Origin of the sequence: Streptomyces sp. PA03-5A, from assembly GCF_033792725.1 — a bacterium.
GTDB lineage: Bacteria > Actinomycetota > Actinomycetes > Streptomycetales > Streptomycetaceae > Actinacidiphila.
Genome location: NZ_JARAVL010000013.1, coordinates 68379 through 93116 on the forward strand (window position 1 = coordinate 68379; position 24738 = coordinate 93116).

The following is a 24738-nucleotide window of genomic DNA, read 5'->3' on the forward strand; positions in this document are numbered from 1 at the left end:
CGCCCCGGCGTCCCTTCGTCGTTTGCCGCCCCGTTAGCCCTCCCATGATCTCCGCCCTTGCATTGCATGTGCCCCCCGCATTCCTCGGTGAAACCGGGAGCGGGAGGTAGAGTCCAGCGGCGTGCACCTCAAGAGCCTGACCCTGCGCGGGTTCAAGTCATTCGCCTCGGCGACGACCCTGCGATTCGAACCCGGAATCACCTGTGTCGTCGGCCCGAACGGTTCCGGCAAGTCCAACGTCGTGGACGCGCTGTCCTGGGTCATGGGCGAACAGGGCGCCAAGTCGCTGCGCGGCGGCAAGATGGAGGACGTCATCTTCGCCGGCACGACGGGACGGCCGCCGCTCGGCCGGGCCGAGGTGTCGCTCACGATCGACAACAGCGACGGTGCCCTCCCGATCGATTACGCCGAGGTCACCATCACGCGGATCATGTTCCGCAACGGCGGCAGCGAATACCAGATCAACGGTGACACCTGCCGGTTGCTGGACATCCAGGAACTGCTCTCCGACTCCGGTATCGGCCGCGAAATGCACGTCATCGTCGGCCAGGGGCAACTGGATTCGGTGCTGCACGCCGATCCGATGGGCCGCCGCGCCTTCATCGAGGAGGCGGCCGGGGTCCTCAAGCACCGCAAGCGCAAGGAAAAGGCGCTGCGCAAGCTGGACGCCATGCAGGCGAACCTGGCCCGCGTCCAGGACCTGACCGGTGAGCTGCGCCGTCAGCTCAAACCGCTGGGCCGGCAGGCACAAGTCGCCCGCCGGGCGGTGGTCATCCAGGCCGACCTGCGCGACGCCCGGCTGCGACTGCTCGCCGATGACCTGGTCACCCTGCGGAAGGCGTTGCACGCCGAGGTCGCCGACGAGGCCGCGCTCAAGGAGCGCCGCGACGCCGTCGAGGCGGAGCTGGCGGCCGCCGTACAACGCGAGGCGCGGCTGGAGGAGCAGGTCAGGGCCCTCGCGCCGCGGCTCGCCGACGCCCGGGCCACTTGGTACGGGCTGTCGCAACTGGCCGAGCGGGTGCGCGGCACCATCGGCCTGGCCGAGCAGCGCGTACGTCATGCCACCGCGCAGCCCGCCGAGGAGCGGCGCGGCCGCGATCCGGAGGACATGGAGCGCGAGGCCGCCCGCATCCGCGAACAGGAGGCGGAACTCACCGACGCCCTGGAGGCCGCCCAGCGCGCCCTGGACGACACGGTCGACCACCGGGCCGAGCTGGAACGCCGCCTCGCGGACGAGGACAAGGCGCTCAAGGCCGCCGCCCGCGCCATCGCCGACCGTCGCGAGGGTCTGGCCCGCCTGCAGGGTCAGGTCAACGCCGCCCGCTCCAAGGCCGGGTCCGCCGAAGCCGAGATCGGCCGGCTGACCGCCGCCCGCGACGAGGCGCGCGAGCGTGCCGAGTCCGCGCAGGAGGAGTACGAGGAACTCCGCGCCCGGGTCGAGGACCTGGACGCCGACGACTCCGAGCTCGACGAGCGCCTCGAAGCGGCCAAGGACGAGCAGGCCGGCGCCGACGAGGCCCACTCCGCCGCCCGCGAGGCCGCCACCACCGCCGAACGCCGGCGGGCCGCCCTCGCCGCGCGCCACGACGCACTCGCCCTCGGCCTGCGCCGCAAGGACGGCACCGGTGCCCTGCTCGCCGCGGGCGACCGCCTGGCCGGGCTGCTCGGCCCCGCCGCCGAACTCCTCACCGTCGCCCCGGGCCACGAGGTGCCGGTCGCGGCCGCGCTGGGCGCCGCCGCCGACGCCGTCGCCGTCTCGGGCCCGTCCGCCGCCGCCGAGGCGCTGCGGCTGCTGCGCAAGGACGACGCGGGACGCGCGACGCTGCTCCTCGCCGGTGACGCCGCCCCGCAGGAGACCGCCGCGGTGCCCCCGGGCGCGCGTGCGGCGGCCTCGCTCGTCGGCGGCCCCGACGAACTGCTCCCGGCCGTGCGCCGTCTGCTGCGGGACTACGTCGTCGTGGAGAGCCTCGCCGACGCCGAGTCACTGGTCGCCGCCCACCCGCGGTTGACCGCGGTGACCGCCGAAGGCGATGTCCTCGGCGCCCACTTCGCCCACGGCGGCTCTGCCGGTGCCCCCAGCCTGCTGGAGGTGCAGGCCGCCGTCGACGAGGCCGCCGCGGAGCTGGAGGCACTGGCCGGGCGCTGCGAGGCGCTCGCGCACGAGCAGGCCGCGGCCAAGGAACGCCGGTCGGCTGCCGCCCGGGTGGTCGACGAGCTGACGCAGCGTCGGCGGGCCGCGGAGAAGGAGAAGTCGGCTGTGGCGCAGCAGCTGGGCCGGCTGGGCGGCCAGGCACGCGCCGCGGCGGGGGAGGCGGAACGTTCTGCCGCCGCCGTGGGCCGCGCCGAGGAGTCCCTGGCGGCCGCCATAGAGGAGTTCGAGGAGCTCTCCTTCCGGCTGAGCGAGGCGGAGGCCGCCCCTGCCGAGGAGGAGCCGGACACCTCCGTGCGGGACCGGCTGGCCGCCGACGGCGCCAACGCCCGGCAGACCGAGATGGAGGCGCGGCTCCAGGTACGTACCCACGAGGAGCGGGTCAAGGGCCTGGCCGGCCGCGCCGACGGCCTGGACCGCGCCGCCCGCGCCGAGCGCGAGGCCAGGCAGCGGGCCGCCCGGCGCAAGGCACGTCTGGAGTACGAGGCGCAGGTCGCCTCGGCGGTGCTGAAGGGCGCGCACGGCCTGCTGGCCTGCGTCCAGGTCTCGCTGGGGCGCGCGGACGAGGAACGCGGCGCGGCCGAGCGCGCCAAGGCCGAGCGCGAGGCGGAGCTGGACACCGCGCGCCGCCAGGGCCGGGAGCTGAAGTCCGAACGGGACCGGCTGACCGACTCCGTCCACAAGGGCGAGGTGTTGGGCGCCGAGAAGCGGATGCGGGTCGAGCAGCTGGAGGGCAAGGCCCTGGAGGAGTACGGCGTCGAGCCCGAGGGCCTGGTCGCGGAGTACGGGCCGGACCAGCTCGTGCCGCCGTCCCCGCCCGCCGAGGGCGAGGTGCTGCCGGAGGACCCGGAGCACCCGCGCAACGCGCCGCGCCCGTACCACCGGGGCGAGCAGGAGAAGCGGCTGAAGGCGGCGGAGAGGGCGTACCAGCAGCTGGGCAAGGTCAACCCGCTGGCGCTGGAGGAGTTCGCGGCGCTGGAGGAGCGGCACAAGTTCCTCTCGGAACAGCTGGAGGACCTGAGGAAGACCCGGGCCGACCTGCTCCAGGTGGTGAAGGAGGTGGACGAGCGGGTCGAGCAGGTCTTCACCTCCGCGTACCACGACACGGCGCGCGAGTTCGAGGGCGTGTTCTCCCGGCTCTTCCCCGGCGGCGAGGGCCGGCTGATCCTCACCGACCCCGAGAACATGCTCACCACCGGTGTGGAGGTGGAGGCCCGGCCGCCGGGCAAGAAGGTCAAGCGGCTGTCGCTGCTGTCGGGCGGCGAGCGCTCGCTGACCGCCGTGGCGCTGCTGGTGTCGATCTTCAAGGCCCGGCCGAGCCCGTTCTACGTGATGGACGAGGTCGAGGCCGCGCTGGACGACACCAACCTGCAGCGCCTCATCCGCATCATGCGTGAGCTGCAGGAGAGCTCGCAGCTGATCGTCATCACCCACCAGAAGCGGACCATGGAGGTCGCCGACGCACTGTACGGCGTGTCCATGCAGGGCGACGGCGTGTCGAAGGTCATCAGTCAGCGCCTCAAGGACTGACTTCACGTTGTGAACGAATGCAGTGGATCCCTGGGGGATCCTCTGCTCTGTTGCGTCAAAATAGGCGGGTTTGACTTTGAAGATTGTAGGAATAAGGTCTGCAATGTTGTTTTAGCGTTCGAGTGATGGTGACTTGGGGAGTCCCGGCACTCGTTGCTCCTGCCCCCCACCTGAGGGCTCAATGCAGAGTCCGGGAGATTCACCAGTGACCACCACCGCACCGAAGTCCCAGGCGGCCGGCCGCTCCGGCGGCCATGCCGACCACCTCGGGCACGTCATCTTCATCACCGCGGCCGCCGCCATGGGCGGCTTCCTCTTCGGCTACGACAGCTCCGTCATCAACGGCGCCGTCGAGGGCATCCGCGGGAAGTACGACATCGGCTCGGCCGCGCTCGCCCAGGTCGTCGCCATCGCGCTGATCGGCTGTGCGATCGGCGCCGCCACCGCGGGCCGCGTCGCCGACCGCATCGGGCGCATCCGCGTCATGCGGATCGCCGCCGCGCTCTTCACGGTCAGCGCCGTGGGCTCCGCCCTTCCCTTCAGCCTCTGGGACCTGGCGCTGTGGCGCGTGGTCGGCGGCTTCGCCATCGGCATGGCGTCGGTGATCGGCCCCGCCTACATCGCCGAGGTCGCGCCCGCCGCGTACCGCGGCCGGCTCGGCTCCTTCCAGCAGGCCGCGATCGTGATCGGCATCGCCGTCTCCCAGCTCGTCAACTGGGGCCTGCTCCAGGCCGCCGACGGCGACCAGCGCGGCGACCTGCTGGGCGTCGAGGCGTGGCAGGTCATGCTCGGCGTGATGGTCGTGCCCGCCGTCCTGTACGGCCTGCTGTCCTTCGCGATCCCCGAGTCGCCCCGCTTCCTGATCTCCGCCGGCCGGACCGCCGACGCCGAGAAGGTGCTGCGCGACGTCGAGGGCGAGCACACCGACACGGCCGCACGGGTCGCCGAGATCCGCGAGCACATGCGCAGCGAGCACCGCTCCCGCTTCAAGGACCTGCTCGGCGGGCGCTTCGGCTTCGCCCCGATCGTGTGGGTCGGCATCGGGCTGTCGGTGTTCCAGCAGCTCGTCGGCATCAACGTGATCTTCTACTACTCGGCCACCCTCTGGCAGTCCGTGGGCGTCGACCCGAGCAGCTCGTTCTTCTACTCCTTCACCACGTCGATCATCAACATCATCGGCACCGTGATCGCGATGCTGTTCGTCGACCGGATCGGCCGCAAGCCGCTCGCCCTCATCGGTTCCGTCGGCATGGCGGTCTCGCTGGGCCTGGTCGCCTGGGCCTTCTCCCACAAGACCGGCACCGGCGGCCACATCAGCCTCCCCGGCACCGAGGGCGCCGTGGCACTCATCGGAGCGCACGCCTTCGTGCTCTTCTTCGCCCTGTCGTGGGGCGTCGTGGTGTGGGTCTTCCTCGGCGAGATGTTCCCGAACCGGATCCGCGCCGCCGCGCTCGGCGTCGCCGCCTGCGCGCAGTGGGTCGCCAACTGGGTGATCACCGCCAGCTTCCCCAGCCTGTCGGACTGGAACCTGTCGCTGACCTACGTGATCTACACGGCCTTCGCCGCGCTCTCCGTCCCCTTCGTCGTCAGGTTCGTCCCGGAGACGAAGGGCAAGACCCTGGAGGAGATGGGCTGACCGGCCCCACCCGCTCCCGCCGCGCCGCCCCCGTGGTGCCCCTCCGGGCCCGGGGGCGGCGCCGTGCGCCGGGCCGCTCGCGGCCGGGCCCGGTCAGTCCTTCAGCCGGGGCAGCACCTGCTCGGCGAACAGGTGCAGGCTCCGCCAGCCCTCCTCGACCGGCATGCCCCCGCACAACGGGTGCAGCACGAGGGCGGCGGCCGGGTCGGTGCTCGCCTCCGCGAAGGCGACGCACTCGTCGGGGGTGACCACGCGGTAGACGCCTTCGCGGCGCAGTTCCTCCGGGGAGGCCGCGCTGGAGCGCACCGCCGAGCGGATGCCGGCGGACTGCCAGGAGGCGTAGGTGGCGGCCTCGTGGAACAGGTGCCGCCCGTACTCGGCCCAGGTGCGGTCGGGGTCCTCGGACAGGTGGAGCAGCGGCACCTGCGGCGGGGGCATCAGGCACCAGCCCTCGGTGCCGTGCTCGGCGAGCTGCTCCCGGTAGTACGTCTCCAGCTCCGGGAGGTGGGCGCTGGGGAAGAACGGCAGGCCGAACCGCGCCGCCCGGCGCGCCGCAGCGCGCGAGCTGCCGCCGACGATCAGCAGCGGGTGCGGGGAGCTGTGGGGGCGGGGCGTGACCCGGACGGTCCGGCCGCGGAAGACGAAGGGCTCACCGGTCCACGCCGTGAGCAGCGTCTCCAGCAGCTCGTCCTGGAGGGCGCCGCGCCGGTGCCAGTCCACCCCGAGGGCCGCGTACTCCTCCGGGCGGTAGCCGATGCCGGCGACGGTGACCAGCCGGCCGCCGCCGACGTGGTCGAGCACCGCGAGGTCCTCCGCCAGCCGCAGCGGGTCGTACAGCGGTCCGATCAGCGCGGAGACGGTGACCGCGATCCGGCGGGTCGCGCCGAGGACCGCCCCCGCGAAGGTCAGGGGTGAGGGCAGCCAGCCGTCGGGGGAGCCGTGGTGCTCCTCGGTCTGGAGGGTGGCGACGCCGTGCTCGTCGGCGTACGCGGCCATCTCCAGGGCCGCCCGGTAGCGGTGGCTCAGCGCCCCGGGCGCGGCCGCGGGGTCGACGAGGTTGAAACGTACGACAGTGGCGGGCATGCGCCGACGTTAGCTGACGAACCGTCAGATGAACAGACTCGTGGACCCCCGCCGGGTGGCTCCCGGGAGGGCCCGCCGCGTGACCGATACTGGACGGGTTATGGAAACCGTCATTCTTGCCGTAGTCATCGCCCTGGTCGTGATCCTGGCGGCCGGCGGGCTGGTGGTGGGCAGCCGCCGCAGGAAGCAGCTGCCCCCCGCACCGCCCACCGAGCAGCCGACGATCACCGCGCCCCCCGCCGAACCGCAGATCGGCGACGAGGCGGAGGCCCCGCGGGACGAACCCCGCCGGACCATCGAAGAGGTCGAGCTCCCCGAGTCGGAAGACGCCTCCGCCGGCGGCGTCCTCGTCGAGGAGCGCCCGGCCGCCCCCGAGATCGAGCGGCCCGAGCCCACCGCCGGCCGTCTGGTGCGGCTGCGCTCCCGGCTCTCGCGCTCGCAGAACGCGCTCGGCAAGGGGCTGCTCACGCTGCTCGCGCGCGAGCACCTCGACGAGGACACGTGGGAGGAGGTCGAGGACACCCTGCTCACCGCGGACGTCGGGGTCGTGCCCACCCAGGAACTCGTGGAGCGGCTGCGCACCCGGGTGAAGGTGCTCGGCACCCGCACCCCCGCCGACCTGCGGCAGCTGCTGCGCGAGGAACTGCTGACCCTGATCGGCACGGATCTGGACCGCACGCTCCACACGGACGGGCTGCCGAACGGGGACGGGGCCGACCAGCCGGCCGTGCTGATGGTCGTCGGCGTCAACGGCACCGGCAAGACCACCACCACCGGCAAGCTCGCCCGGGTCCTGGTGGCCGACGGCCGCAGCGTCGTGCTGGGCGCCGCCGACACCTTCCGCGCCGCCGCCGCGGACCAGCTGCAGACCTGGGGCGAGCGGGTCGGCGCCCGGACCGTGCGCGGTCCCGAGGGCGGCGACCCGGCGTCGGTCGCCTTCGACGCGGTGAAGGAGGGCATCGCCGAGGGTGCGGACGTCGTGCTCATCGACACCGCGGGCCGGCTGCACACCAAGACCGGCCTGATGGACGAGCTCGGCAAGGTCAAGCGCGTCGTGGAGAAGCACGGCCCGGTGGACGAGGTCCTGCTGGTCCTGGACGCCACGACGGGTCAGAACGGACTGGTGCAGGCCCGGGTCTTCGCCGAGGTCGTCGACATCACCGGCATCGTGCTCACCAAGCTCGACGGCACGGCCAAGGGCGGCATCGTCGTCGCCGTCCAGCGCGAGCTGGGCGTTCCGGTCAAGCTGATCGGCCTGGGCGAGGGGGCGGACGACCTCGCCCCGTTCGAGCCCGAGGCCTTCGTGGACGCGCTGATCGGCTCGTAGCCGGCGGCGTCCGGGGACGAGCGGACACGTGGACAAGGGGCGCACTCCTCCGAGTGCGCCCCTTGCTCGTCGTTCACGCGTACGCGCGGTCCCGGTGGCAGACGTACGCCAGCGTGCCGAGCAGCAGCCGGGCCTCCGGCGGCTGGCGGGCGGCGTCCAGTGCCGGCGGCCGCAGCCAGCGGACCGGGCCGAGGCCGCCGAGGTCGGAGGGCGGGGCGGTCACGTGGTCGCCCGGCCCGAGGCAGCGCAGGTCGAGGTCGGCGTCGTCCCAGCCCATGCGGTACAGCAGGTGCGGGAGCTCGGCGGCGGCCCCCGGCGCGACGAAGAACTGCGCCCGGCCGTCCGGGGTGGCGATGACCGGGCCGAGACGCAGCCCCATGCGTTCCAGGCGCACCAGGGCGCGTACGCCGGATCGTTCCGCCACGTCGATCACGTCGAAGGCGCGTCCCACGGGGAGCATCAGCGCCGCGCCCGGCACGCGCTCCCAGGCGGCCACGGCCTCCTCGAGGGTGGCCCCGGCCGGCACCTCGCCGGCGAACTCCAGCGCGTGGGCGCCCGGTGCCTTGCACCCCGGGTCACCGCAGGAGCACTGCCCGCCCCCGCGCGTGGCGCGCGCACCCGGCGCCACCGCCCATCCGCACAACCCGGTGTACTCCGCCACGGTGGTGCACGCCGAGGCGTGCGTCCGGCGGCGCGCGCCGGAGCGGATGTGTCGCATCTCCCGCATGCTGCCGATCGTGAAGCCCATGACACCCCCAACGGGTCGCAGTTGCCGATGGTTACGCCCGTGCCTGATCGGCATGTGTCAAGTGAATCGCGCCGTGTGCACATGTAGTTCATTCGAAGGGGTGGCGAATGGTGGCGTTTTCGCTGGAGGCATCGCCGGATGGGTGATCGTAGGATTACTTTCGGTTTGCAAGCCCCGGAAGTGTGCGGGCCGGCGGGTATGCCGGAGGCAAGACTCGTAGGACACTGAGGCACATGGGGGCCAGGCAGGCAACGGCCCTCATCCCCGGAGGTGTTGGGCGACGGAATGGGGGCGTCACGGTGGGCGGCACACAGGACAAGCAGCCCAACGCGCAGTTGACCTCTTGGTTTGTGCGCAGCGGCTGGTCCAAGGGCGAACTCGCCCGTCAGGTGAACCGCAGGGCACGCCAGATGGGCGCGCTGCACGTCAGCACGGACACCTCACGGGTGCGCCGCTGGCTGGACGGCGAACAGCCGCGCGAACCCATCCCGCGCATCCTGTCCGAGCTGTTCTCCGAACGCTTCGGCACCGCCGTCCCGGTGGAGGACCTCGGTCTGCGCCCCGCCCACCAGCCGCCCGCCGCGACCGGCGTGGACCTGCCGTGGGCCGGGCCGCAGACGGTCCAGCTGATCAACGAGTTCTCCCGCAGCGACCTGATGCTCGGCCGCCGCGGCTTCCTCGGGACCTCCCTGGCGCTGGCCGCCGGCCCCGCCCTCGTCGAGCCGATGCAGCGCTGGCTGGTGCCCACCCCCGCGTCCGGCGCCGACGTCCCGCCGCCGCGCGAGCCCGGGGGCAGAGTCCGGCTCTCCGAGCCCGAGCTGGAGCTGCTGGAGGCCACCACGGTGATGTTCCGCCAGTGGGACAACCAGTGCGGCGGCGGCCTGCGCCGCAAGGCCGTGGTGGGCCAGTTGCACGAGGTCACCGACCTGCTCCAGGAGTCCCATCCGCAGTCCGTCGCCAAGCGGCTCTACCGCGTCACCGCCGAGCTCGCCGCGCTCGCCGGCTGGATGTCGTACGACGTCGGCCTGCATCCCACGGCGCAGAAGTACCTGGTCCTGGCCCTGCACGCGGCCAAGGAGGCGGACGACCGCCCGCTGGGTGCCTTCGTCCTGTCCAGCATGAGCCGCCAGATGATCCACCTGGACCGGCCCGACGACGCACTGGAACTCATCCACCTGGCGCAGTACGGCAGCAGGGACAGCGCGACCGCCACCACCCAGGCGATGCTGTACGCGATGGAGGCCCGCGCCTACGCCAACATGGGCCAGGTCAGCAAGTGCCACCGCGCCGTGCGGATGGCCGAGGACTCCTACACCGACTCCCGCCCCACCGAGGACCCGGACTGGATCAGCTTCTTCAACGAGGCCGAGCTCAACGCCGAGAACGCCCACTCCTACCGTGACCTGGCGTACGTGGCCGGCCGCAGCCCCACGTACGCCTCGCTGGCCCACCCGGTGATGCAGCGGGCCGTCGAGCTCTTCTCCCAGGACACCGTCCACCAGCGTGCCTACGCCCTCAACCTGATCGGCATGGCCACCGTGCACCTGCTCCAGCGGAGCCCGGAGGAGGCCGCCGGCCTCACCGTCCAGGCCATCGACGTCGCCAAGCACGTGCGCTCCGAGCGGGTGAACACCCGCATCCGCAAGACCGCCGACACCGCGCTGCGTGACTACGGCAGGATCGCCGAGGTCGCCCAGCTCAGCGAGCGCCTGGCGTCCGACCTCCCCGAGGTCGCCGGGACCGCCTGACCCGGCGGTCCACCCCGAACCCCGGCCGCGGCCGGCCATCCCGACAGCCCGACTCGGCTCCCCCATGCCAGGTCAACCGGGTGGCCCGCCGCGGCCGGTCCTCGTCCACCGACCCGTCCGTTCGACGGCGTGGCGAGGTTTGTACACCCCGGCCCGCGCGGCACGTATACAGCTCGTCGGCCCGCCCGAGGGGTCACGGAGTCGTGACGGCGTCGTCATGGCGGCGCCCGCTGGGGTGGCGGTTCATCCCGACGTAACACGGACGACTTCTTCGTCACGGTTCCGAAACACCCGATGGCGTCGACGGAAACCCGGCTGGGACAACCTCATGGCGAAAACCGGCCCATCGAGCCCGCTTCCCGCACGGGCCGTTCGGATGACGAGGAGACGCCGATGGCAGCAGGCTTCTTGACGCTTGCCGCAGATACGCCCACGCTCGACAGCGGTAGCACGGCGTTCATGCTGCTGAGCGCAGCGCTGGTGCTCGTGATGACCCCCGGTCTCGCCTTCTTCTACGGCGGCATGGTGCGGGTCAAGAGCGTGCTGAACATGCTGATGATGAGCTTCATCGCCATCGGCATCGTCACCGTGCTGTGGACGCTCTACGGGTTCACCGTCGCATTCGACTCCGGCAACGCCTTCTTCGGCGGCTTCGACTGGGCCGGCATGCGCAACATCGGGATCTCCCAGCTGTGGGACGGCTACACCATCCCGGTCTACGTCTTCGCCGTCTTCCAGCTGATGTTCGCGATCATCACGCCCGCCCTGATCAGCGGCGCCCTGGCGGACCGGGTGAAGTTCACCGCCTGGTCGCTCTTCGTGGCCCTGTGGGCGACGGTCGTGTACTTCCCGGTCGCCCACATGGTCTGGGCGTCGGACGGCTTCCTCTTCACCCGCGGCGTGATCGACTTCGCCGGCGGTACGGCGGTGCACATCAACGCCGGTGCCGCGGCGCTCGGCGTGATCCTCGTCATCCGCAAGCGCGTGGGCTTCAAGAAGGACCCGTTCCGCCCGCACAACCTGCCGCTGGTCATGCTCGGCGCCGGCCTGCTGTGGTTCGGCTGGTTCGGGTTCAACGCCGGCTCCTGGCTCGCCTCCGACGGCGTCGCGGCCGTGGCCTTCACCAACACCCAGGTCGCCACCGCCTCCGCGATGCTCGGCTGGCTCGCCTACGAGAAGATCAAGCACGGCTCCTTCACCACGCTGGGCGCCGCCTCCGGCGCGGTCGCCGGTCTGGTCGCCATCACCCCGGCCTGCGGCTCGGTCAGCCCGCTCGGCGCGATCGCGGTCGGAGTCATCGCCGGTGTGGCCTGCGCCGCCGCGGTCGGCCTGAAGTACAAGTTCGGCTACGACGACTCCCTCGACGTGGTCGGCGTCCACATGGTCGGCGGCATCGTCGGCTCCCTGCTCATCGGCTTCTTCGCCACCGGCGGGGTCGGCCAGACCGCCAAGGGCGTCTTCTACGGCGGCGGCTTCGACCAGCTGTGGAAGCAGTTCCTGGGCGTCGGCGTGGTCCTGTTCTACTCGCTCATCGCCTCGGCGATCCTTGCCAAGCTCATCGACCTGGTGATCGGATTCACCGTCAGCGAGGACACCGAGGTCGCGGGCATCGACCAGGCCGAGCACGCGGAGACCGGCTACGACTTCGCGGGCGTGGCCGGCGCGGTCCGCTCCGCCCTCTCCTCCCTGGACAGCAGCAGTGGCAGCGGCACCCAGGTGACCGACGCCCCGTCGAAGAAGGTGGACGCGTGAAGCTCATCACCGCGGTCGTGAAGCCGCACCGGCTGGACGAGATCAAGGAGGCGCTGCAGGCCTTCGGCGTCCAGGGCCTGACGGTCACCGAGGCCAGTGGCTACGGCCGCCAGCGGGGCCACACCGAGGTCTACCGTGGTGCCGAGTACACCGTGGACCTGGTGCCCAAGATCCGCATCGAGGTGCTCGTCGAGGACGGCGACGCCGACCAGCTGATCGAGGTCATCGTCAAGGCCGCCCGTACCGGCAAGATCGGTGACGGCAAGGTCTGGAGCATCCCGGTCGAGACCGCCGTACGGGTCCGGACCGGGGAGCGCGGCCCGGACGCGCTCTGAGGACGCGGGGGCGCGGCCGGGACTCCGGCCGCGCCCTTTCGCACCACCGAACCCGAGCAGTTCCACCGCACGGCCTGCGACTGGAGACAGTGTGACGGAGAACGTCGACGCGAAAGCCCACGACGGACACGCCCCTGCAGGCTATGCGGCGGCCCGGCTGGCCCTCCTGAACGGCGAGGGCCCGTCCGGGCCGCCGCGGCGCAAGGCGCTCGCCTCCCTGACCGACGCCTGGCTCGCCGACCTCGCCCGCGGCGCGGCCGACCGTACCGGGGCGCGGGGCTGGTCGCTGGTCGCCGTCGGCGGCTACGGCAGGGGGGAGCTCTCCCCGCGCAGCGACCTCGACCTGCTGCTGCTCCACGACGGCTCCGCAGGGCCCGCGGACGTCGCCGGCCTCGCCGACGGGATCTGGTACCCGGTCTGGGACCTGGGCGTCGCCCTCGACCACTCCGTCCGCACCCCCGCCGAGGCCCGCAAGACCGCCGCCGAGGACCTCAAGGTCCAGCTCGGCCTCCTCGACGCCCGCCACATCGCGGGCGACGCCGCCCTCACGGCCTCCCTGCGCACCGCGGTCCTCGCCGACTGGCGCAACCAGGCGCCCAAGCGGCTCCCCGCGCTCCACGAGCTGTGCCTGGAGCGCGCCGAACGCCACGGGGAGCTCTCGTACCTGCTGGAGCCCGACCTCAAGGAGGCCCGCGGTGGGCTGCGCGACGCCACAGCCCTGCGCGCCGTCGCCGCCTCCTGGCTCGCCGACGCCCCCCGCGAGGGCCTGGAGGACGCCCGGACCCGGCTGCTCGACGCCCGGGACGCCCTCCACCTGGTGACCGGCCGCGCCACCGACCGGCTGGCCCTGCAGGAGCAGGACCAGGTGGCCGGCGCACTCGGCCTGCTCGACGCCGATGCACTGCTGCGCCAGGTGTACGAGGCCGCCCGGACCGTCGGCTACGCCTTCGACGTCACCTGGCGCGAGGTCGGCCGGGTCCTGCGCTCCCGCCAGATGCGGCCCCGCCGCCGCGGGCTGCTCGGGCGCTCCCGCCCGGAGCAGAGCACGAACGCGCCCGAGCGCACCCCGCTGGCCGACGGCGTCGTGGAGCACGAGGGCGAGGCCGTCCTCGCGCTCACGGCCAGGCCCGAGCGCGACCCGGTGCTGCCGCTGCGCGCCGCCGCGGCCGCCGCCGAGCACGGTGTACCGCTGTCGCTGCACGCGGTCCGCCGGCTGAGCGTGGCCCAGGCCACCCGGCCGCTGCCGGTGCCGTGGCCCGCCGAGGCCCGCGAACAGCTTGTGACGCTGCTCGGCGCGGGGGAGTCCACCGTCCAGGTGTGGGAGGCACTGGAGGCCGCGGGCATGATCACGCGGCTGCTCCCCGACTGGGAACGGGTCCGCTGCCGCCCGCAGCGCAACGCCGTGCACATCTGGACCGTCGACCGGCACCTCATCGAGTGCGCGGTGCGCGCCTCGCGCCTGACCCGCCGGGTGGGCCGCCCCGACCTGCTGCTCATCGCCGCCCTGCTGCACGACATCGGCAAGGGCTGGCCCGGCGACCACTCCGAGGCCGGCGAGGTCATCGCCCGGGACGTCGCGGCCCGCTTCGGCTTCGGCCGCGCCGACGTGGAGACGCTGGCCCTGCTGGTCCGCCACCACCTGCTGCTGATCGAGACCGCGACCCGGCGCGACCTGGACGACCCCGCCACCGTGCAGAGCGTCGCCGAGGCCGTCCGCGACTCCGAGACGCTGGAGCTGCTCCACGCGCTGACCGAGGCGGACGCCCTCGCCACCGGTCCGGCCGCCTGGAGCGCATGGCGGTCCTCACTCGTCGGCGACCTGGTCAAGCGGGTCGCCGCCGTGCTGGTGAGCGGGGCGGTGCCCGCACCCGCCGACCCCGAGCCCACCGCGGAGGAGGAGCGTCTGGCGGTCGAGGCGGCGCGCACCGGGGGCCCGGTCATCGCGCTGCACGCCCATGCCGAGCCCGACCCCGACGGGGTCCCGCGGACCGCGGACGGCGAACCCGAGCCCGTCGGCGTGGAGCTGCTGCTCGCCGTCCCCGACCGGCCCGGGCTGCTGGCGGCGGCGGCGGGCGTGCTCGCCCTGCACCGGCTCACCGTCCGGGCCGCCGACCTGCGCGCGGTCGACCCCATCCACCAGGGCCCGGTGACCCTCCTGCGCTGGCGGGTGGCCGCCGAGTACGGCTCGCTGCCCGAGGCGGCACGGCTGCGCAACGACTTCGCCCGGGCCTTCGCGGGCTCCCTCGACATCGAGGCACGGCTGGCGGAGCGGGAGTCGGCGTACCCCCGCCGTCGCGGGGTCACGCCCCCTCCGCCCCGCGTCACCGTCGCCCCCGGCAGCTCCAGCGCCGCGACCGTCATCGAGGTCCGCGCCCACGACGCCCCGGGGCTGCTGCACCGCATCGGCCGGGCCCTGGAGTCCACCGGCGTGAACGTCAGGTCCGCCCGGATCAGTACGCTCGGCGCCAACGCGGTCGACGCGTTCTACGTCACGGACACCGGGGGCGATCCGCTTCCCGACGTACGGGCGGCCGAGGTCGCCGACGAGGTGGAGCGGGCCCTGCGCTGACGCGGTGGAGACCATTCGCGGCCCGGGCGGATACCCTTGAGGACGACCTATCACCCGCCCCCGACCTGAGGATCCGCGACCGACGTGTTCGACACCCTTTCCGACCGCCTCGCAGCGACGTTCAAGAACCTCCGGGGCAAGGGCCGCCTTTCCGAGGCGGACATCGACGCCACCGCGCGCGAGATCCGCATCGCGCTGCTGGAGGCGGACGTCGCGCTGCCGGTGGTGCGCGCCTTCATCAAGCAGGTCAAGGAGCGGGCGACCGGGGCCGAGGTCTCCCAGGCGCTGAACCCCGCCCAGCAGGTCATCAAGATCGTCAACGACGAGCTCGTCGGCATCCTCGGCGGTGAGACCCGCCGGCTGCGGTTCGCCAAGCAGCCGCCGACCGTGATCATGCTCGCCGGTCTGCAGGGTGCGGGCAAGACGACGCTGGCCGGCAAGCTCGGCCGCTGGCTGCAGGGCCAGGGCCACGCCCCGCTGCTGGTCGCCGCGGACCTCCAGCGTCCCAACGCCGTCAACCAGCTCCAGGTCGTCGCGGAGCGGGCCGGCGTCGCGGTCTTCGCGCCGGAGCCCGGCAACGGCGTGGGCGATCCGGTCCAGGTGGCCAAGGACTCCCTCGACCACGCCCGCACCAAGCAGTACGACGTCGTCATCGTCGACACCGCCGGCCGCCTCGGCATCGACGCCGAGATGATGCAGCAGGCCGCGGACATCCGCGACGCCGTGCAGCCCGACGAGATCCTCTTCGTCGTCGACGCCATGATCGGCCAGGACGCGGTCAACACCGCCGAGGCCTTCCGCGACGGCGTCGGCTTCGACGGCGTGGTGCTCTCCAAGCTCGACGGCGACGCCCGCGGTGGTGCGGCGCTCTCCATCGCGCACGTCACCGGCCGCCAGATCATGTTCGCCTCCAACGGCGAGAAGCTGGACGACTTCGACGCCTTCCACCCCGACCGGATGGCCTCGCGCATCCTGGGCATGGGTGACGTCCTCAGCCTGATCGAGAAGGCCGAGCAGACCTTCAGCCAGGCCGAGGCCCAGAAGATGGCCGAGAAGCTGGCCAAGGGTCCCAAGGAGTTCACCCTCGACGACTTCCTCCAGCAGATGGAGCAGGTCCGCAAGATGGGCTCGATCTCCAAGCTGCTCGGCATGCTCCCGGGCATGGGCCAGATCAAGGACCAGATCAACAACCTCGACGAGCGTGACGTGGACCGCACGGCCGCGATCATCAAGTCGATGACCCCGGGTGAGCGCCAGGACCCCACGATCATCAACGGCTCCCGTCGCGCCCGCATCGCCCGCGGTTCCGGTGTGGACGTCAGCGCCGTGAAGAGCCTGGTGGAGCGGTTCTTCGAGGCCCGCAAGATGATGTCGCGGATGGCCCAGGGCGGTATCCCGGGGATGCCCGGCATGCCGGGCATGGGCGGCGGCGCACGTCAGAAGAAGCAGCAGAAGAAGGCCAAGGGCAAGCGGCAGAGCGGCAACCCGCTCAAGCGCGCCGAGCAGGAGAGGGCCGACGCCGCCCGTCGCGAGCAGCAGCAGGCCGGTGGCGCCTTCGGCCTGCCGGCCGGCCAGGAGGGCCAGAACTTCGAACTGCCCGACGAGTTCAAGAAGTTCATGGGCTGACCCAGGTCCGTGTCCGTACGGCGGCGGCGCCCCCTGCGCAGGGGACGCCGCCGCCGCGCGTGCATCATGGACCCATGCGCGTACACATCCGTCCCCCGGAGCCGGCCGACGCCCCCGCCTACCGGGAGGCGGTGCTGCGCTCCGCCGAGCACGTCGGCCGGTGGAACCCGGTCGAACCGGACGGGCTGCCCGAACTGCTGCGGCGCCAGGGGCCGGTGCTGCGGACGTTCCTGATCCTCGACGAGGAGAGCGGCGGGATCGTCGGCAAGTGCAACGTGGCCAACATCGTGATGGGGCGCTTCCGCAACGGCAGCCTGGGCTACGACAGCTACGTGCCCTTCGCCGGGACCGGGCGGATGAGCGAGGGCCTGCGGCTGGTCGTCGACCGCTGCTTCGCCCCCGAACCGCGGGGCCTGGGCCTGCACCGGCTGGAGATCAACGTGCAGCCGGAGAACGAACGGTCCGTCGCCATGGCCAGGCGCCTCGGTTTCCGCCACGAGGGCTTCACGCCCCGGATGCTCTACCTGAACGACGCCTGGCGCGACCACGAGCGCTTCGCGCTCACCGCCGAGGAGTGGCCGGGGGTCTGAGGGGCGCCGGAGCGGCACTGTCCTTATTGTCGGGATATGGGCAATCCCGTACCGCCCCGGCAGAATCCGGACGACCCATGGCGGACGGAGGGCGCGCCAGCCTCGCCGCCCACCCGGCGACGGCGCCGCATGGGCGGCTGGGGCGGCATGATCCTGACGGCGCTCGTCGTCTTCCTCATCACCGACCTGGTGCTCTCGTTCTTCACCGGGTCCCGGCCGACCACGATCTCGTACACCGAGTTCAACCGGCAGCTGGCCACGGACAACATCTCGAAGATCTACTCCAAGGGCGACTCCATCGAGGGGCAGCTCAAGAAGAAGCAGGACGTGCCGGGGGCGGACGAGGGCACGTACATGCAGTTCAAGACCCAGCGGCCGGTCTTCGCCGACGACGACCTGTGGGCGACCCTGACGAAGAACAAGGTCACCGTCACCGCCGAACCCGTGGTCCAGCAGCGCGGCCTGCTCTACAACCTGCTGCTCTCGCTCGCCCCGGTGCTGCTGCTGGTCCTGCTCTGGCTCTACGTCTCCCGCCGGATGAGCAAGCTCGCGGGCGGGCTCGGCGGCCTGGGCGGCCTCGGCCGCAGGGCCCCGCCGACGCCGGTCGTCCCGGAGGCGGGCCGCCGCACCACCTTCGCCGACGTGGCGGGCATCGACGAGGTGGAGGCCGAGCTCAACGAGGTCGTCGACTTCCTCAAGCGCCCGCAGGCCTACCGGGCGCTCGGGGCGCGGATGCCGCGCGGCGTGCTGCTCGCCGGGCCGCCCGGCACCGGCAAGACCCTGCTCGCCCGGGCCGTGGCCGGCGAGGCCGACGTGCCGTTCTTCTCCGCCTCCGCCTCCGAGTTCATCGAGATGATCGTCGGCGTCGGCGCCGGCCGGGTGCGCGAGCTGTTCGCCGAGGCCCGCAAGGTCGCCCCGGCGATCATCTTCATCGACGAGATCGACACCATCGGCCGTGCCCGCGGCGCCGCGGGCGGCATCGGCGGCCACGACGAGCGGGAGCAGACCCTCAACCAGATCCTCACCGAGATGGACGGCTTCTCCGGCTCCGAGGGCGTCGTCGTCACAGCCGCCACCAACCGGCCCGACGTCCTCGACCCCGCCCTGACCCGGCCGGGCCGCTTCGACCGCGTCGTCCACGTCAGCCCGCCCGACCGTACGGGCCGCGAGGCGATCCTCCGCATCCACCTGCGCCAGGTACCCCTGGAGGGCGGCATCGACCTGACCGCCGTGGCCCGTGCGACGCCGGGGATGACGGGCGCCGAACTGGCCAACCTCGCCAACGAGGCCGCGCTGCTCGCCGTCAAGCGCGGCAAGGGCGCCGTCGGGCAGGGCGAGCTCTCCGACGCCCTGGAGAAGGTGCAGCTGGGCGCGGCCCGCCCGCTCGTGATCCCCATCGAGGAGCGCCGCCGTACCGCCTACCACGAGTCCGGGCACGCCCTGCTCGGCATGCTGCACCCGGGCGCCGACCCCGTACGCAAGATCACCATCGTCCCGCGCGGCCGCGCCCTCGGCGTCACCCTCTCCACCCCCGACTCCGACCGCTACGCGTACACCGAGGAGTACCTGCGCGGCCGGATCATCGGCGCGCTCGGCGGCATGGCCGCCGAGCACGTCGTCTTCGGGGTGATCACCACCGGTGCCGAGAACGACCTGGAGCAGGTCACCAACGTCGTCCGGGGCATGGTCGGCCGCTGGGGCATGAGCGAGAAGGTCGGCCCGCTCTCGGCGATCCCGGCCGACTCCCAGCAGCCCTACGGACTGTCCGCCGCCCCCGCCACCCTCGACGTGATCGACGCCGAGATGCGCAGGATCGTGGACGAGTGCTACGGGACGGCCTGCCGGCTGCTGGGCCGGCACCGCGAGCAACTGGACGCCCTCGCGGAGCGGCTGCTGGAGGCCGAGACGCTGGAGGAGGACGAGGCCTACGAGGCGGCGGGCATCCCACGGCTCGCGAAGGCCGTGGAGTAGCCGCCCTGCGGTCGCGCGGGAACGTTGCCGGTTACACCCGGGCCACCAGGTAACGGAACACGTTCTCCATCCGGACCGTGCCGTCGCCGCGCCGGTACGCGTGCAGCGCCTCGCGCAGCTCCTTGCGCACCTGGTCCTCGTCGGTGGCCGCCACGGCGGCGTCGAAGAGCCCGGTCGACACCAGGCCGCGCACCGCGCTGTCCATGTCGGGGTAGCCGAACGGGCAGGACACCCGCCCCGAGCCGTCCGGACGCAGCCCCGCCTCCCGCGCCAGCTCCTCCAGGTCGTCACGGCCGCTGAGCCGGACCGCGGGGGTGGTGCCGCGCGGCTCGGCCAGCCGGGCCGCGACCCGCAGCACCCGCCCGGTGGCGCAGCGCTCGGGCGGCCCCCAGCCGGCCAGCACGACCGGGGCGCCCCGCTCGGCCAGGCCCGCCGCGGCGCCGAGCGCCGGGACCAGCGCCGCCGGCGCCGTCCCCGGGTCGAGGGCGGTGATCATCGTGAACGGTGCCCCCTCCGGTACGGGGACCTCCTCCGGCCCGCCCGCCACGAGCCGGGTGCGCCCGCCGCGCGACCGTGCCGGTGCGCCCCACTGCTGCTCGGGCAGCAGCCGCTGCCGGGCCAGTTCGAGGCGCCGTTCGTCCGGATCGCACCCCGTGACCGCCGCGCCCCGGGCCGAGGCCATGAGCAGCGCGAGTCCCGATCCGCACCCGAGGCCGAGCAGCCGGGTGCGGGGGCCGACCTCCAACCGCTCGTGCACCGCCTCGTAGAGCGGTACGAGCATCCGCTCCTGGATCTCCGCCCAGTCACGCGCCCTGCCGTCGGTCCGGTGTGTTCGTGGGTGCCGTGCGAGCGTAGGTGTCATCGAGCGCCCCAATCAGCCGCGTCGCCGTCTCGCCGAAAGCCTTCCTCGTACGCCCCCCGGTTACGCCGCGCACCGTCATCGTCACGCCGCGCATGCCCCCGGAGCCAGCCAACTCCCCTTCCGGGCCGTAGTCCAGAGGTTTGAAGGTGAGGATTGGGCCGATTCCCGACCCCGCCGATTCACGTCCGGTGCCGCTGTCCCCGTACCATCTGCGGCATGGCAAAGGCTCCCGTACTCACACCCCAGGCGGACGACTTCCCGCGCTGGTACCAGGACCTGATCAACAAGGCCGAGCTGGCCGACAACGGCCCGGTGCGCGGCACCATGGTCATCCGGCCGTACGGGTACTCGCTGTGGGAGCGGATGCAGCAGGAGATGGACGCGCGGATCAAGGAGGCGGGCGCCCAGAACGCGTACTTCCCGCTCTTCATCCCGCAGTCCTACCTGACCCGGGAGGCCGAGCACGTCGAGGGCTTCGCGCCGGAGCTGGCCGTGGTCACCCACGGCGGCGGCAAGGAGCTGGAGGAGCCGGTCGTCGTCCGGCCCACCTCCGAGACGATCATCAACGAGTACTTCTCCAAGTGGGTGCAGAGCTACCGCGACCTGCCCCTGCTCATCAACCAGTGGGCCAACGTGGTCCGTTGGGAGATGCGCTCGCGGCTCTTCCTCCGTACGAGTGAGTTCCTGTGGCAGGAGGGCCACACCGCGCACGCCACCTACGAGGACGCCCGCGACTACGCCGCGATGATCCACCGCGACGTGTACGGGGACTTCATGACCGACGTCCTCGGCATCGACGTGGTCCTCGGCCGCAAGACCGCCCGCGAGCGCTTCGCCGGCGCCATCAACACCCTCACCCTCGAGGGCATGATGGGCGACGGCAAGGCGCTGCAGCTGGGCACCAGCCACGAGCTGGGCACCAACTTCGCCAAGGCCTTCAACACCTCCTACCTGTCGAAGGAGGGGCAGCAGGAGCTGGTCTGGCAGACCTCCTGGGGCGTGTCGACCCGCATGGTCGGCGGCCTGATCATGTCCCACGGCGACGACAACGGACTGCGCGTGCCGCCGCGGCTGGCGCCGGTGCAGGCCGTCATCCTGGCGATCAAGGGCGACGACGCGGTCGTCGCCAAGGTCCGCGAGATCGGCGACCGGCTCAAGGCCGCCGGCGTGCGCGTCCAGGTCGACGTGCGCACCGACACCCCGTTCGGCCGACGCGCCGTGGACTGGGAGCTCAAGGGCGTCCCCGTCCGCGTGGAGGTCGGCCCGCGCGACCTGGAGAACGGCACCGCGATGCTCGCCCGCCGCATCCCCGGGGGCAAGGAGCCGGTGGCGATCGACGAGCTGACCGCGCTGGTGCCCAAGGTGCTGGAGGAGGACCAGGCCACGCTGCTGCGCCAGTCCCGCGAGCGCCGCGAGTCCCGCACCGTGGACGTCAAGACGATCGCCGAGGCCGCCGAGGCCGCGGCCACCGGCTGGGCCCGCATCCCCTGGGCCGACCTCGGCCCGGAGGGCGAGGCCAGGCTGGCCGAGCAGGGCGTGTCCGTGCGCTGCCTGCTGACCGAGGACGGGCAGGTTCCGGAAACGGACGACGCGCCGGGTACCGCGGCGATCGTCGCGCGGGCATACTGACCGTCAACTGACTGAAAAGCGACGTACGTAATCGGCAGTACGTCCACGCTTGAGGCGGGTGCGTGACTTCTCCACTGTCCTCCGCACCCGCCCTCAGCCGTACGCATCATCCGGAACTGACTAGTACGTGCAAAATATTTGGGATGGCCCGGTATCGGAACACAGGGCGCCCCCGGCTCGTTGTCACGACGTGAGCACGACACCACCAGTCCTCGCCGCCGAGCTGGCAGTCGCATGGGCCGACATTCAACGGCACCATCCCGAACTGCCCGACCTGGCCGCCCCCGAGTCCCTGATCGGAGAGTCCTCGTCCGCGTGCGGCACGGAGCTCTCCTTCGAGCGCCTGCTGCACGAGGCCGTCCACGGAGTCGCCGCCGCGCGCGGCGTCCGGGACACCTCGCGGGCAGGTCGCTACCACAACCGTCGATTCCTGGCCATCGCCGACGAGCTCGGCCTGGACCACTCCGAGGAGCCGCACCCCAGCAGCGGCTTCTCCCTGGTCCAGCTGCGCCCGGACACCAAGAAGCGCTACCGGGCGACGATCGACCGCCTGCAGCGCGCGCTCAGAGCGCACACCGTGGCGACCGCCGCCGACACCGCCCGCAGTTTCCGCGGGCCCGCCGCCCGGCACGGGTCCTCGGGCGGAGGCGTACGGGCGAAGGCGGTCTGCGACTGCGGGCGCAACGTCCGGGTCGTGCCGTCCGTCCTCGCGCAGGCGCCGATCGTCTGCGGGGCGTGCGGTACGCCGTTCCGGATTCCGGAGGCCGCGGCGGTCGCGTGAGCGCCCGCCGCGCATGGGGGCGGCACCGTACGGGGGACGGCGCCGGTGGGGTCACCGGCGTGCGGCGGCATGCCCGCCGTATGGCAGAATGGTCAGCTGAGCACTCGGCAGCCGTGCAGGACCCCTCTCTCCTTCGGCTGACGCGTCCGTCGGGCAACCGGCTCCACAACCCCACGTGGTGGTCCGGCCTGCCCAACCACGTCAACTCCAGGAGAACCCACTCCCGTGGCAGTCAAGATCAAGCTGAAGCGTCTGGGCAAGATCCGTTCGCCTCACTACCGCATCGTCGTCGCCGACTCCCGTACCCGCCGTGACGGCCGGGCCATCGAGGAGATCGGTCTGTACCACCCCGTGCAGAACCCGTCGCGCATCGAGGTCAACGCCGAGCGCGTCGCGTACTGGCTGGGTGTCGGCGCGCAGCCGACCGAGCCCGTGCTCGCCATCCTGAAGAAGACCGGCGACTGGCAGAAGTACAAGGGCGAGCCGGCCCCGGCCCCGCTCCTGGTCGCCGAGCCCAAGGCCGACAAGCGCGCCCTCTTCGAGGCCGCCGCCAAGGACGCCGGTGACGGGTCCAAGGGCGAGGCCATCACCCAGAAGGCGAAGAAGTCCGACAAGAAGGACGAGGCCGCCGAGGCGGCCGAGTCGACCGAGGCCTGATCGTGCTCGAGGAGGCCCTCGAACACCTGGTCAAGGGGATCGTCGACAACCCCGACGACGTGCAGGTCGCCGAGCGCACCCTGCGTCGGGGGAAGGTCCTGGAGGTCCGGGTGCACCCCGACGACCTCGGCAAGGTGATCGGCCGCAACGGCCGCACCGCCCGCGCCCTGCGCACGGTCGTGGGCGCGATCGGCGGACGCGGTGTCCGCGTCGACCTCGTCGACGTGGACCACGTCCGCTGAGGTACGCAGCACCGGCACGGGCCGGGGGTGGCACTTGGGCCGCCCCCGGCCCGTGGCCGTATCCGACACGTGAGCACAGGAGCGCGATCAAGTGCAGCTGGTAGTGGGACGCATCGGTCGCGCCCATGGCATCAAGGGCGAGGTCTCGGTGGAGGTGCGCACCGACGAGCCGGAACTGCGGCTCGCCCCGGGCGCCGTGCTCGTCACGGACCCGGCGTCGGCCGGCCCGCTCACCGTCGAGACGGGCCGGGTGCACAGCGGCCGGCTGATGCTGCGCTTCGCCGGCGTGAAGGACCGCACCGGTGCCGAGGCGCTGCGCAACGTCCTGCTGATCGCCGACGTCGACCCGGACGAGACGCCGGAGGACCCCGAGGAGTTCTACGACCACCAGCTGGTCGACCTCGACGTGGTCACCGCCGACGGGACCGAGGTCGGCCGGATCAAGGAGATCTCCCACCTGCCGTACCACGACCTGCTGGTCGTCGAACGGCCGGACGGCAGCGAGGTCATGGTGCCCTTCGTCGCCGAGATCGTCCCCGAGATCGACCTGGAGCAGCAGCGCGCGGTCATCACGCCCCCGCCCGGCCTGCTGGACGAGGCCGAGGCGGAGCAGTAGGCCCATGCGCATCGACGTCGTCACGATCTTCCCCGAGTACCTGGAGCCGCTGAACGTCTCCCTGGTCGGCAAGGCCCGGGCGCGCGGTCAGCTGGACGTGCGCGTCCACGACCTGCGCCGGTGGACCCACGACCGGCACAACACGGTCGACGACACCCCGTACGGCGGTGGCCCGGGCATGGTCATGAAGCCCGAGCCGTGGGGCGAGGCCCTGGACACGGTCCTGGAGTCGGGGGAGGGCGATCCCGTGCTGGTGGTCCCCACCCCGAGCGGCCGCCCCTTCACCCAGGAGCTCGCGGTCGAGCTGTCCGCGAAGCCCTGGCTGGTCTTCACCCCGGCCCGGTACGAGGGCATCGACCGGCGGGTCATCGAGGAGTACGGCGAGCGGCTGGACGTCCGCGAGGTCTCCATCGGCGACTACGTCCTGGCCGGCGGCGAGGCCCCGGTGCTGGTGATGGTGGAGGCCGTGGCCCGGCTCCTGCCGGGCGTGCTGGGCAACGCCGAGTCGCACCGCGACGACTCCTTCGCCCCCGGTGCCATGGCCGACCTGCTGGAGGGCCCGGTCTTCACCAAGCCCCCGGTCTGGCGCGACCGCGGAGTGCCGGAGGTGCTGCTCAGCGGCCACCACGGCAAGGTCGCCCGCTGGCGCCGCGACGAGGCCTTCCGCCGTACGACGCAGAACCGCCCCGACCTGATCGAGCGTTGCGACCCGGCGGCCCTGGACAAGAAGGACCGCGCGATGCTCGCGGCCCTCGGCTGGGTGCAGGGCGAGGACGGCCGATTTGGGCGACTCCCGGAGTCCGTGGAAGAATAGGCGGCTGCTGCCTTGCGTCCGGCGTGCGCCCCTGCCACAGGGGGACATGACGCCCGTCCGACGCGGAGGCGGT

The 24738-nt window shown here is 72.5% G+C and carries 19 protein-coding genes; 16 read left to right on the top strand and 3 right to left on the bottom strand.

Going from position 1 to position 24738, the window contains the following annotated elements; genetic code table 11:
- Positions 1-121 precede the first annotated feature (121 nt).
- Positions 122-3679 (top strand): chromosome segregation protein SMC, encoded by a 3558-nt coding sequence (smc, locus tag PV410_RS17965; RefSeq protein ID WP_500325659.1) that lies wholly within the window; start codon positions 122-124, stop codon positions 3677-3679.
- A 181-nt stretch (positions 3680-3860) separates the two neighbouring features.
- On the top strand, positions 3861-5315 hold the full coding sequence (locus PV410_RS17970) for a sugar porter family MFS transporter (protein ID WP_500325660.1): 1455 nt from the start codon (positions 3861-3863) through the stop codon (positions 5313-5315).
- 93 nt (positions 5316-5408) lie between these two features.
- Here the strand turns inward: PV410_RS17970 and PV410_RS17975 are convergent, their stop codons facing one another.
- Complete coding sequence (locus PV410_RS17975) at positions 5409-6398, bottom strand: LLM class flavin-dependent oxidoreductase (protein ID WP_500325662.1); 990 nt, start codon at positions 6396-6398, stop codon at positions 5409-5411.
- Positions 6399-6498: 100 nt separating this feature from the next.
- Between PV410_RS17975 and ftsY the strand changes: the two genes are divergently transcribed.
- A complete protein-coding gene (gene ftsY / locus PV410_RS17980; protein ID WP_500325664.1) occupies positions 6499-7725 on the top strand; it encodes a signal recognition particle-docking protein FtsY in 1227 nt (408 codons plus the stop codon).
- A 73-nt stretch (positions 7726-7798) separates the two neighbouring features.
- Here ftsY and PV410_RS17985 read toward each other — a convergent pair whose 3' ends face one another.
- Entirely contained in the window at positions 7799-8473 is a 675-nt protein-coding gene (locus tag PV410_RS17985) for a bifunctional DNA primase/polymerase (RefSeq protein WP_499514215.1), read from the bottom strand.
- Between the two features lie 233 nt (positions 8474-8706).
- Here PV410_RS17985 and nsdA point away from each other — a divergent pair, with 233 nt between their 5' ends.
- The 7 genes from nsdA (at position 8707) to ftsH (ending at position 19064) form a co-directional block, all read left to right on the top strand.
- Positions 8707-10221: a transcriptional repressor NsdA gene (gene nsdA / locus PV410_RS17990; RefSeq protein WP_500325666.1), complete on the top strand. Its 1515-nt coding sequence runs from the start codon at positions 8707-8709 to the stop codon at positions 10219-10221.
- A gap of 393 nt (positions 10222-10614) precedes the next feature.
- The gene (locus PV410_RS17995) at positions 10615-11973 is read left to right on the top strand and encodes an ammonium transporter (RefSeq protein WP_499514217.1); all 1359 of its coding nucleotides are present in this window, start codon (positions 10615-10617) and stop codon (positions 11971-11973) included.
- Positions 11970-12308, top strand: a complete 339-nt coding sequence (locus PV410_RS18000; protein ID WP_500325667.1) for a P-II family nitrogen regulator — start codon at positions 11970-11972, stop codon at positions 12306-12308. The genes PV410_RS17995 and PV410_RS18000 overlap by 4 nt, the downstream gene beginning before the upstream one ends.
- Positions 12309-12399: 91 nt before the next feature.
- Positions 12400-14877 carry a [protein-PII] uridylyltransferase gene (locus tag PV410_RS18005; protein ID WP_500325668.1) on the top strand — a complete coding sequence of 826 codons (2478 nt, stop codon included), beginning with the start codon at positions 12400-12402 and terminating at the stop codon, positions 14875-14877.
- A gap of 84 nt (positions 14878-14961) precedes the next feature.
- Positions 14962-16503 carry a signal recognition particle protein gene (gene ffh, locus PV410_RS18010; protein ID WP_500325670.1) on the top strand — a complete coding sequence of 514 codons (1542 nt, stop codon included), beginning with the start codon at positions 14962-14964 and terminating at the stop codon, positions 16501-16503.
- Positions 16504-16577: 74 nt separating this feature from the next.
- Complete coding sequence (locus PV410_RS18015) at positions 16578-17093, top strand: GNAT family N-acetyltransferase (RefSeq protein WP_500325671.1); 516 nt, start codon at positions 16578-16580, stop codon at positions 17091-17093.
- A gap of 36 nt (positions 17094-17129) precedes the next feature.
- A complete protein-coding gene (gene ftsH / locus PV410_RS18020; protein WP_499514221.1) occupies positions 17130-19064 on the top strand; it encodes an ATP-dependent metallopeptidase FtsH/Yme1/Tma family protein in 1935 nt (644 codons plus the stop codon).
- Positions 19065-19095: 31 nt separating this feature from the next.
- Here the strand turns inward: ftsH and PV410_RS18025 are convergent, their stop codons facing one another.
- Complete coding sequence (locus tag PV410_RS18025) at positions 19096-19926, bottom strand: class I SAM-dependent methyltransferase (protein WP_500325674.1); 831 nt, start codon at positions 19924-19926, stop codon at positions 19096-19098.
- 216 nt (positions 19927-20142) lie between these two features.
- Here PV410_RS18025 and proS point away from each other — a divergent pair, with 216 nt between their 5' ends.
- The 6 genes from proS to trmD all read left to right on the top strand — a co-directional run bounded on the left by proS (position 20143) and on the right by trmD (position 24665).
- The gene (gene proS, locus PV410_RS18030; RefSeq protein ID WP_500325676.1) at positions 20143-21555 is read left to right on the top strand and encodes a proline--tRNA ligase; all 1413 of its coding nucleotides are present in this window, start codon (positions 20143-20145) and stop codon (positions 21553-21555) included.
- Positions 21556-21745: 190 nt separating this feature from the next.
- Positions 21746-22336, top strand: a complete 591-nt coding sequence (locus tag PV410_RS18035; protein WP_500325678.1) for a hypothetical protein — start codon at positions 21746-21748, stop codon at positions 22334-22336.
- 225 nt (positions 22337-22561) lie between these two features.
- Positions 22562-22993, top strand: coding sequence for a 30S ribosomal protein S16 (rpsP, locus tag PV410_RS18040; protein ID WP_499514225.1), 432 nt, complete (start codon positions 22562-22564; stop codon positions 22991-22993).
- Positions 22994-22995: 2 nt separating this feature from the next.
- Positions 22996-23235, top strand: coding sequence for an RNA-binding protein (locus PV410_RS18045; protein WP_450395265.1), 240 nt, complete (start codon positions 22996-22998; stop codon positions 23233-23235).
- A 91-nt stretch (positions 23236-23326) separates the two neighbouring features.
- The gene (rimM, locus tag PV410_RS18050) at positions 23327-23851 is read left to right on the top strand and encodes a ribosome maturation factor RimM (protein ID WP_500325681.1); all 525 of its coding nucleotides are present in this window, start codon (positions 23327-23329) and stop codon (positions 23849-23851) included.
- A gap of 4 nt (positions 23852-23855) precedes the next feature.
- Positions 23856-24665, top strand: a complete 810-nt coding sequence (trmD, locus tag PV410_RS18055) for a tRNA (guanosine(37)-N1)-methyltransferase TrmD (protein ID WP_500325682.1) — start codon at positions 23856-23858, stop codon at positions 24663-24665.
- Positions 24666-24738: the final 73 nt, after the last annotated feature.

Bases quoted from the DNA above. Each gene is read 5' to 3' on its own strand.
- ftsY (WP_500325664.1), top strand. From the start codon at position 6,499: ATGGAAACCGTCATTCTTGCCGTAGTCATCGCCCTGGTCGTGATCCTG.
- ftsH (WP_499514221.1), top strand. From the start codon at position 17,130: ATGGGCAATCCCGTACCGCCCCGGCAGAATCCGGACGACCCATGGCGG.
- PV410_RS17970 (WP_500325660.1), top strand. From the start codon at position 3,861: ATGCAGAGTCCGGGAGATTCACCAGTGACCACCACCGCACCGAAGTCC.
- proS (WP_500325676.1), top strand. From the start codon at position 20,143: ATGGCAAAGGCTCCCGTACTCACACCCCAGGCGGACGACTTCCCGCGC.
- nsdA (WP_500325666.1), top strand. From the start codon at position 8,707: ATGGGGGCCAGGCAGGCAACGGCCCTCATCCCCGGAGGTGTTGGGCGA.
- trmD (WP_500325682.1), top strand. From the start codon at position 23,856: ATGCGCATCGACGTCGTCACGATCTTCCCCGAGTACCTGGAGCCGCTG.
- PV410_RS18025 (WP_500325674.1), bottom strand. From the start codon at position 19,926: ATGACACCTACGCTCGCACGGCACCCACGAACACACCGGACCGACGGC.
- PV410_RS17985 (WP_499514215.1), bottom strand. From the start codon at position 8,473: ATGGGCTTCACGATCGGCAGCATGCGGGAGATGCGACACATCCGCTCC.
- PV410_RS17975 (WP_500325662.1), bottom strand. From the start codon at position 6,398: ATGCCCGCCACTGTCGTACGTTTCAACCTCGTCGACCCCGCGGCCGCG.
- PV410_RS17995 (WP_499514217.1), top strand. From the start codon at position 10,615: ATGGCAGCAGGCTTCTTGACGCTTGCCGCAGATACGCCCACGCTCGAC.
- PV410_RS18015 (WP_500325671.1), top strand. From the start codon at position 16,578: ATGCGCGTACACATCCGTCCCCCGGAGCCGGCCGACGCCCCCGCCTAC.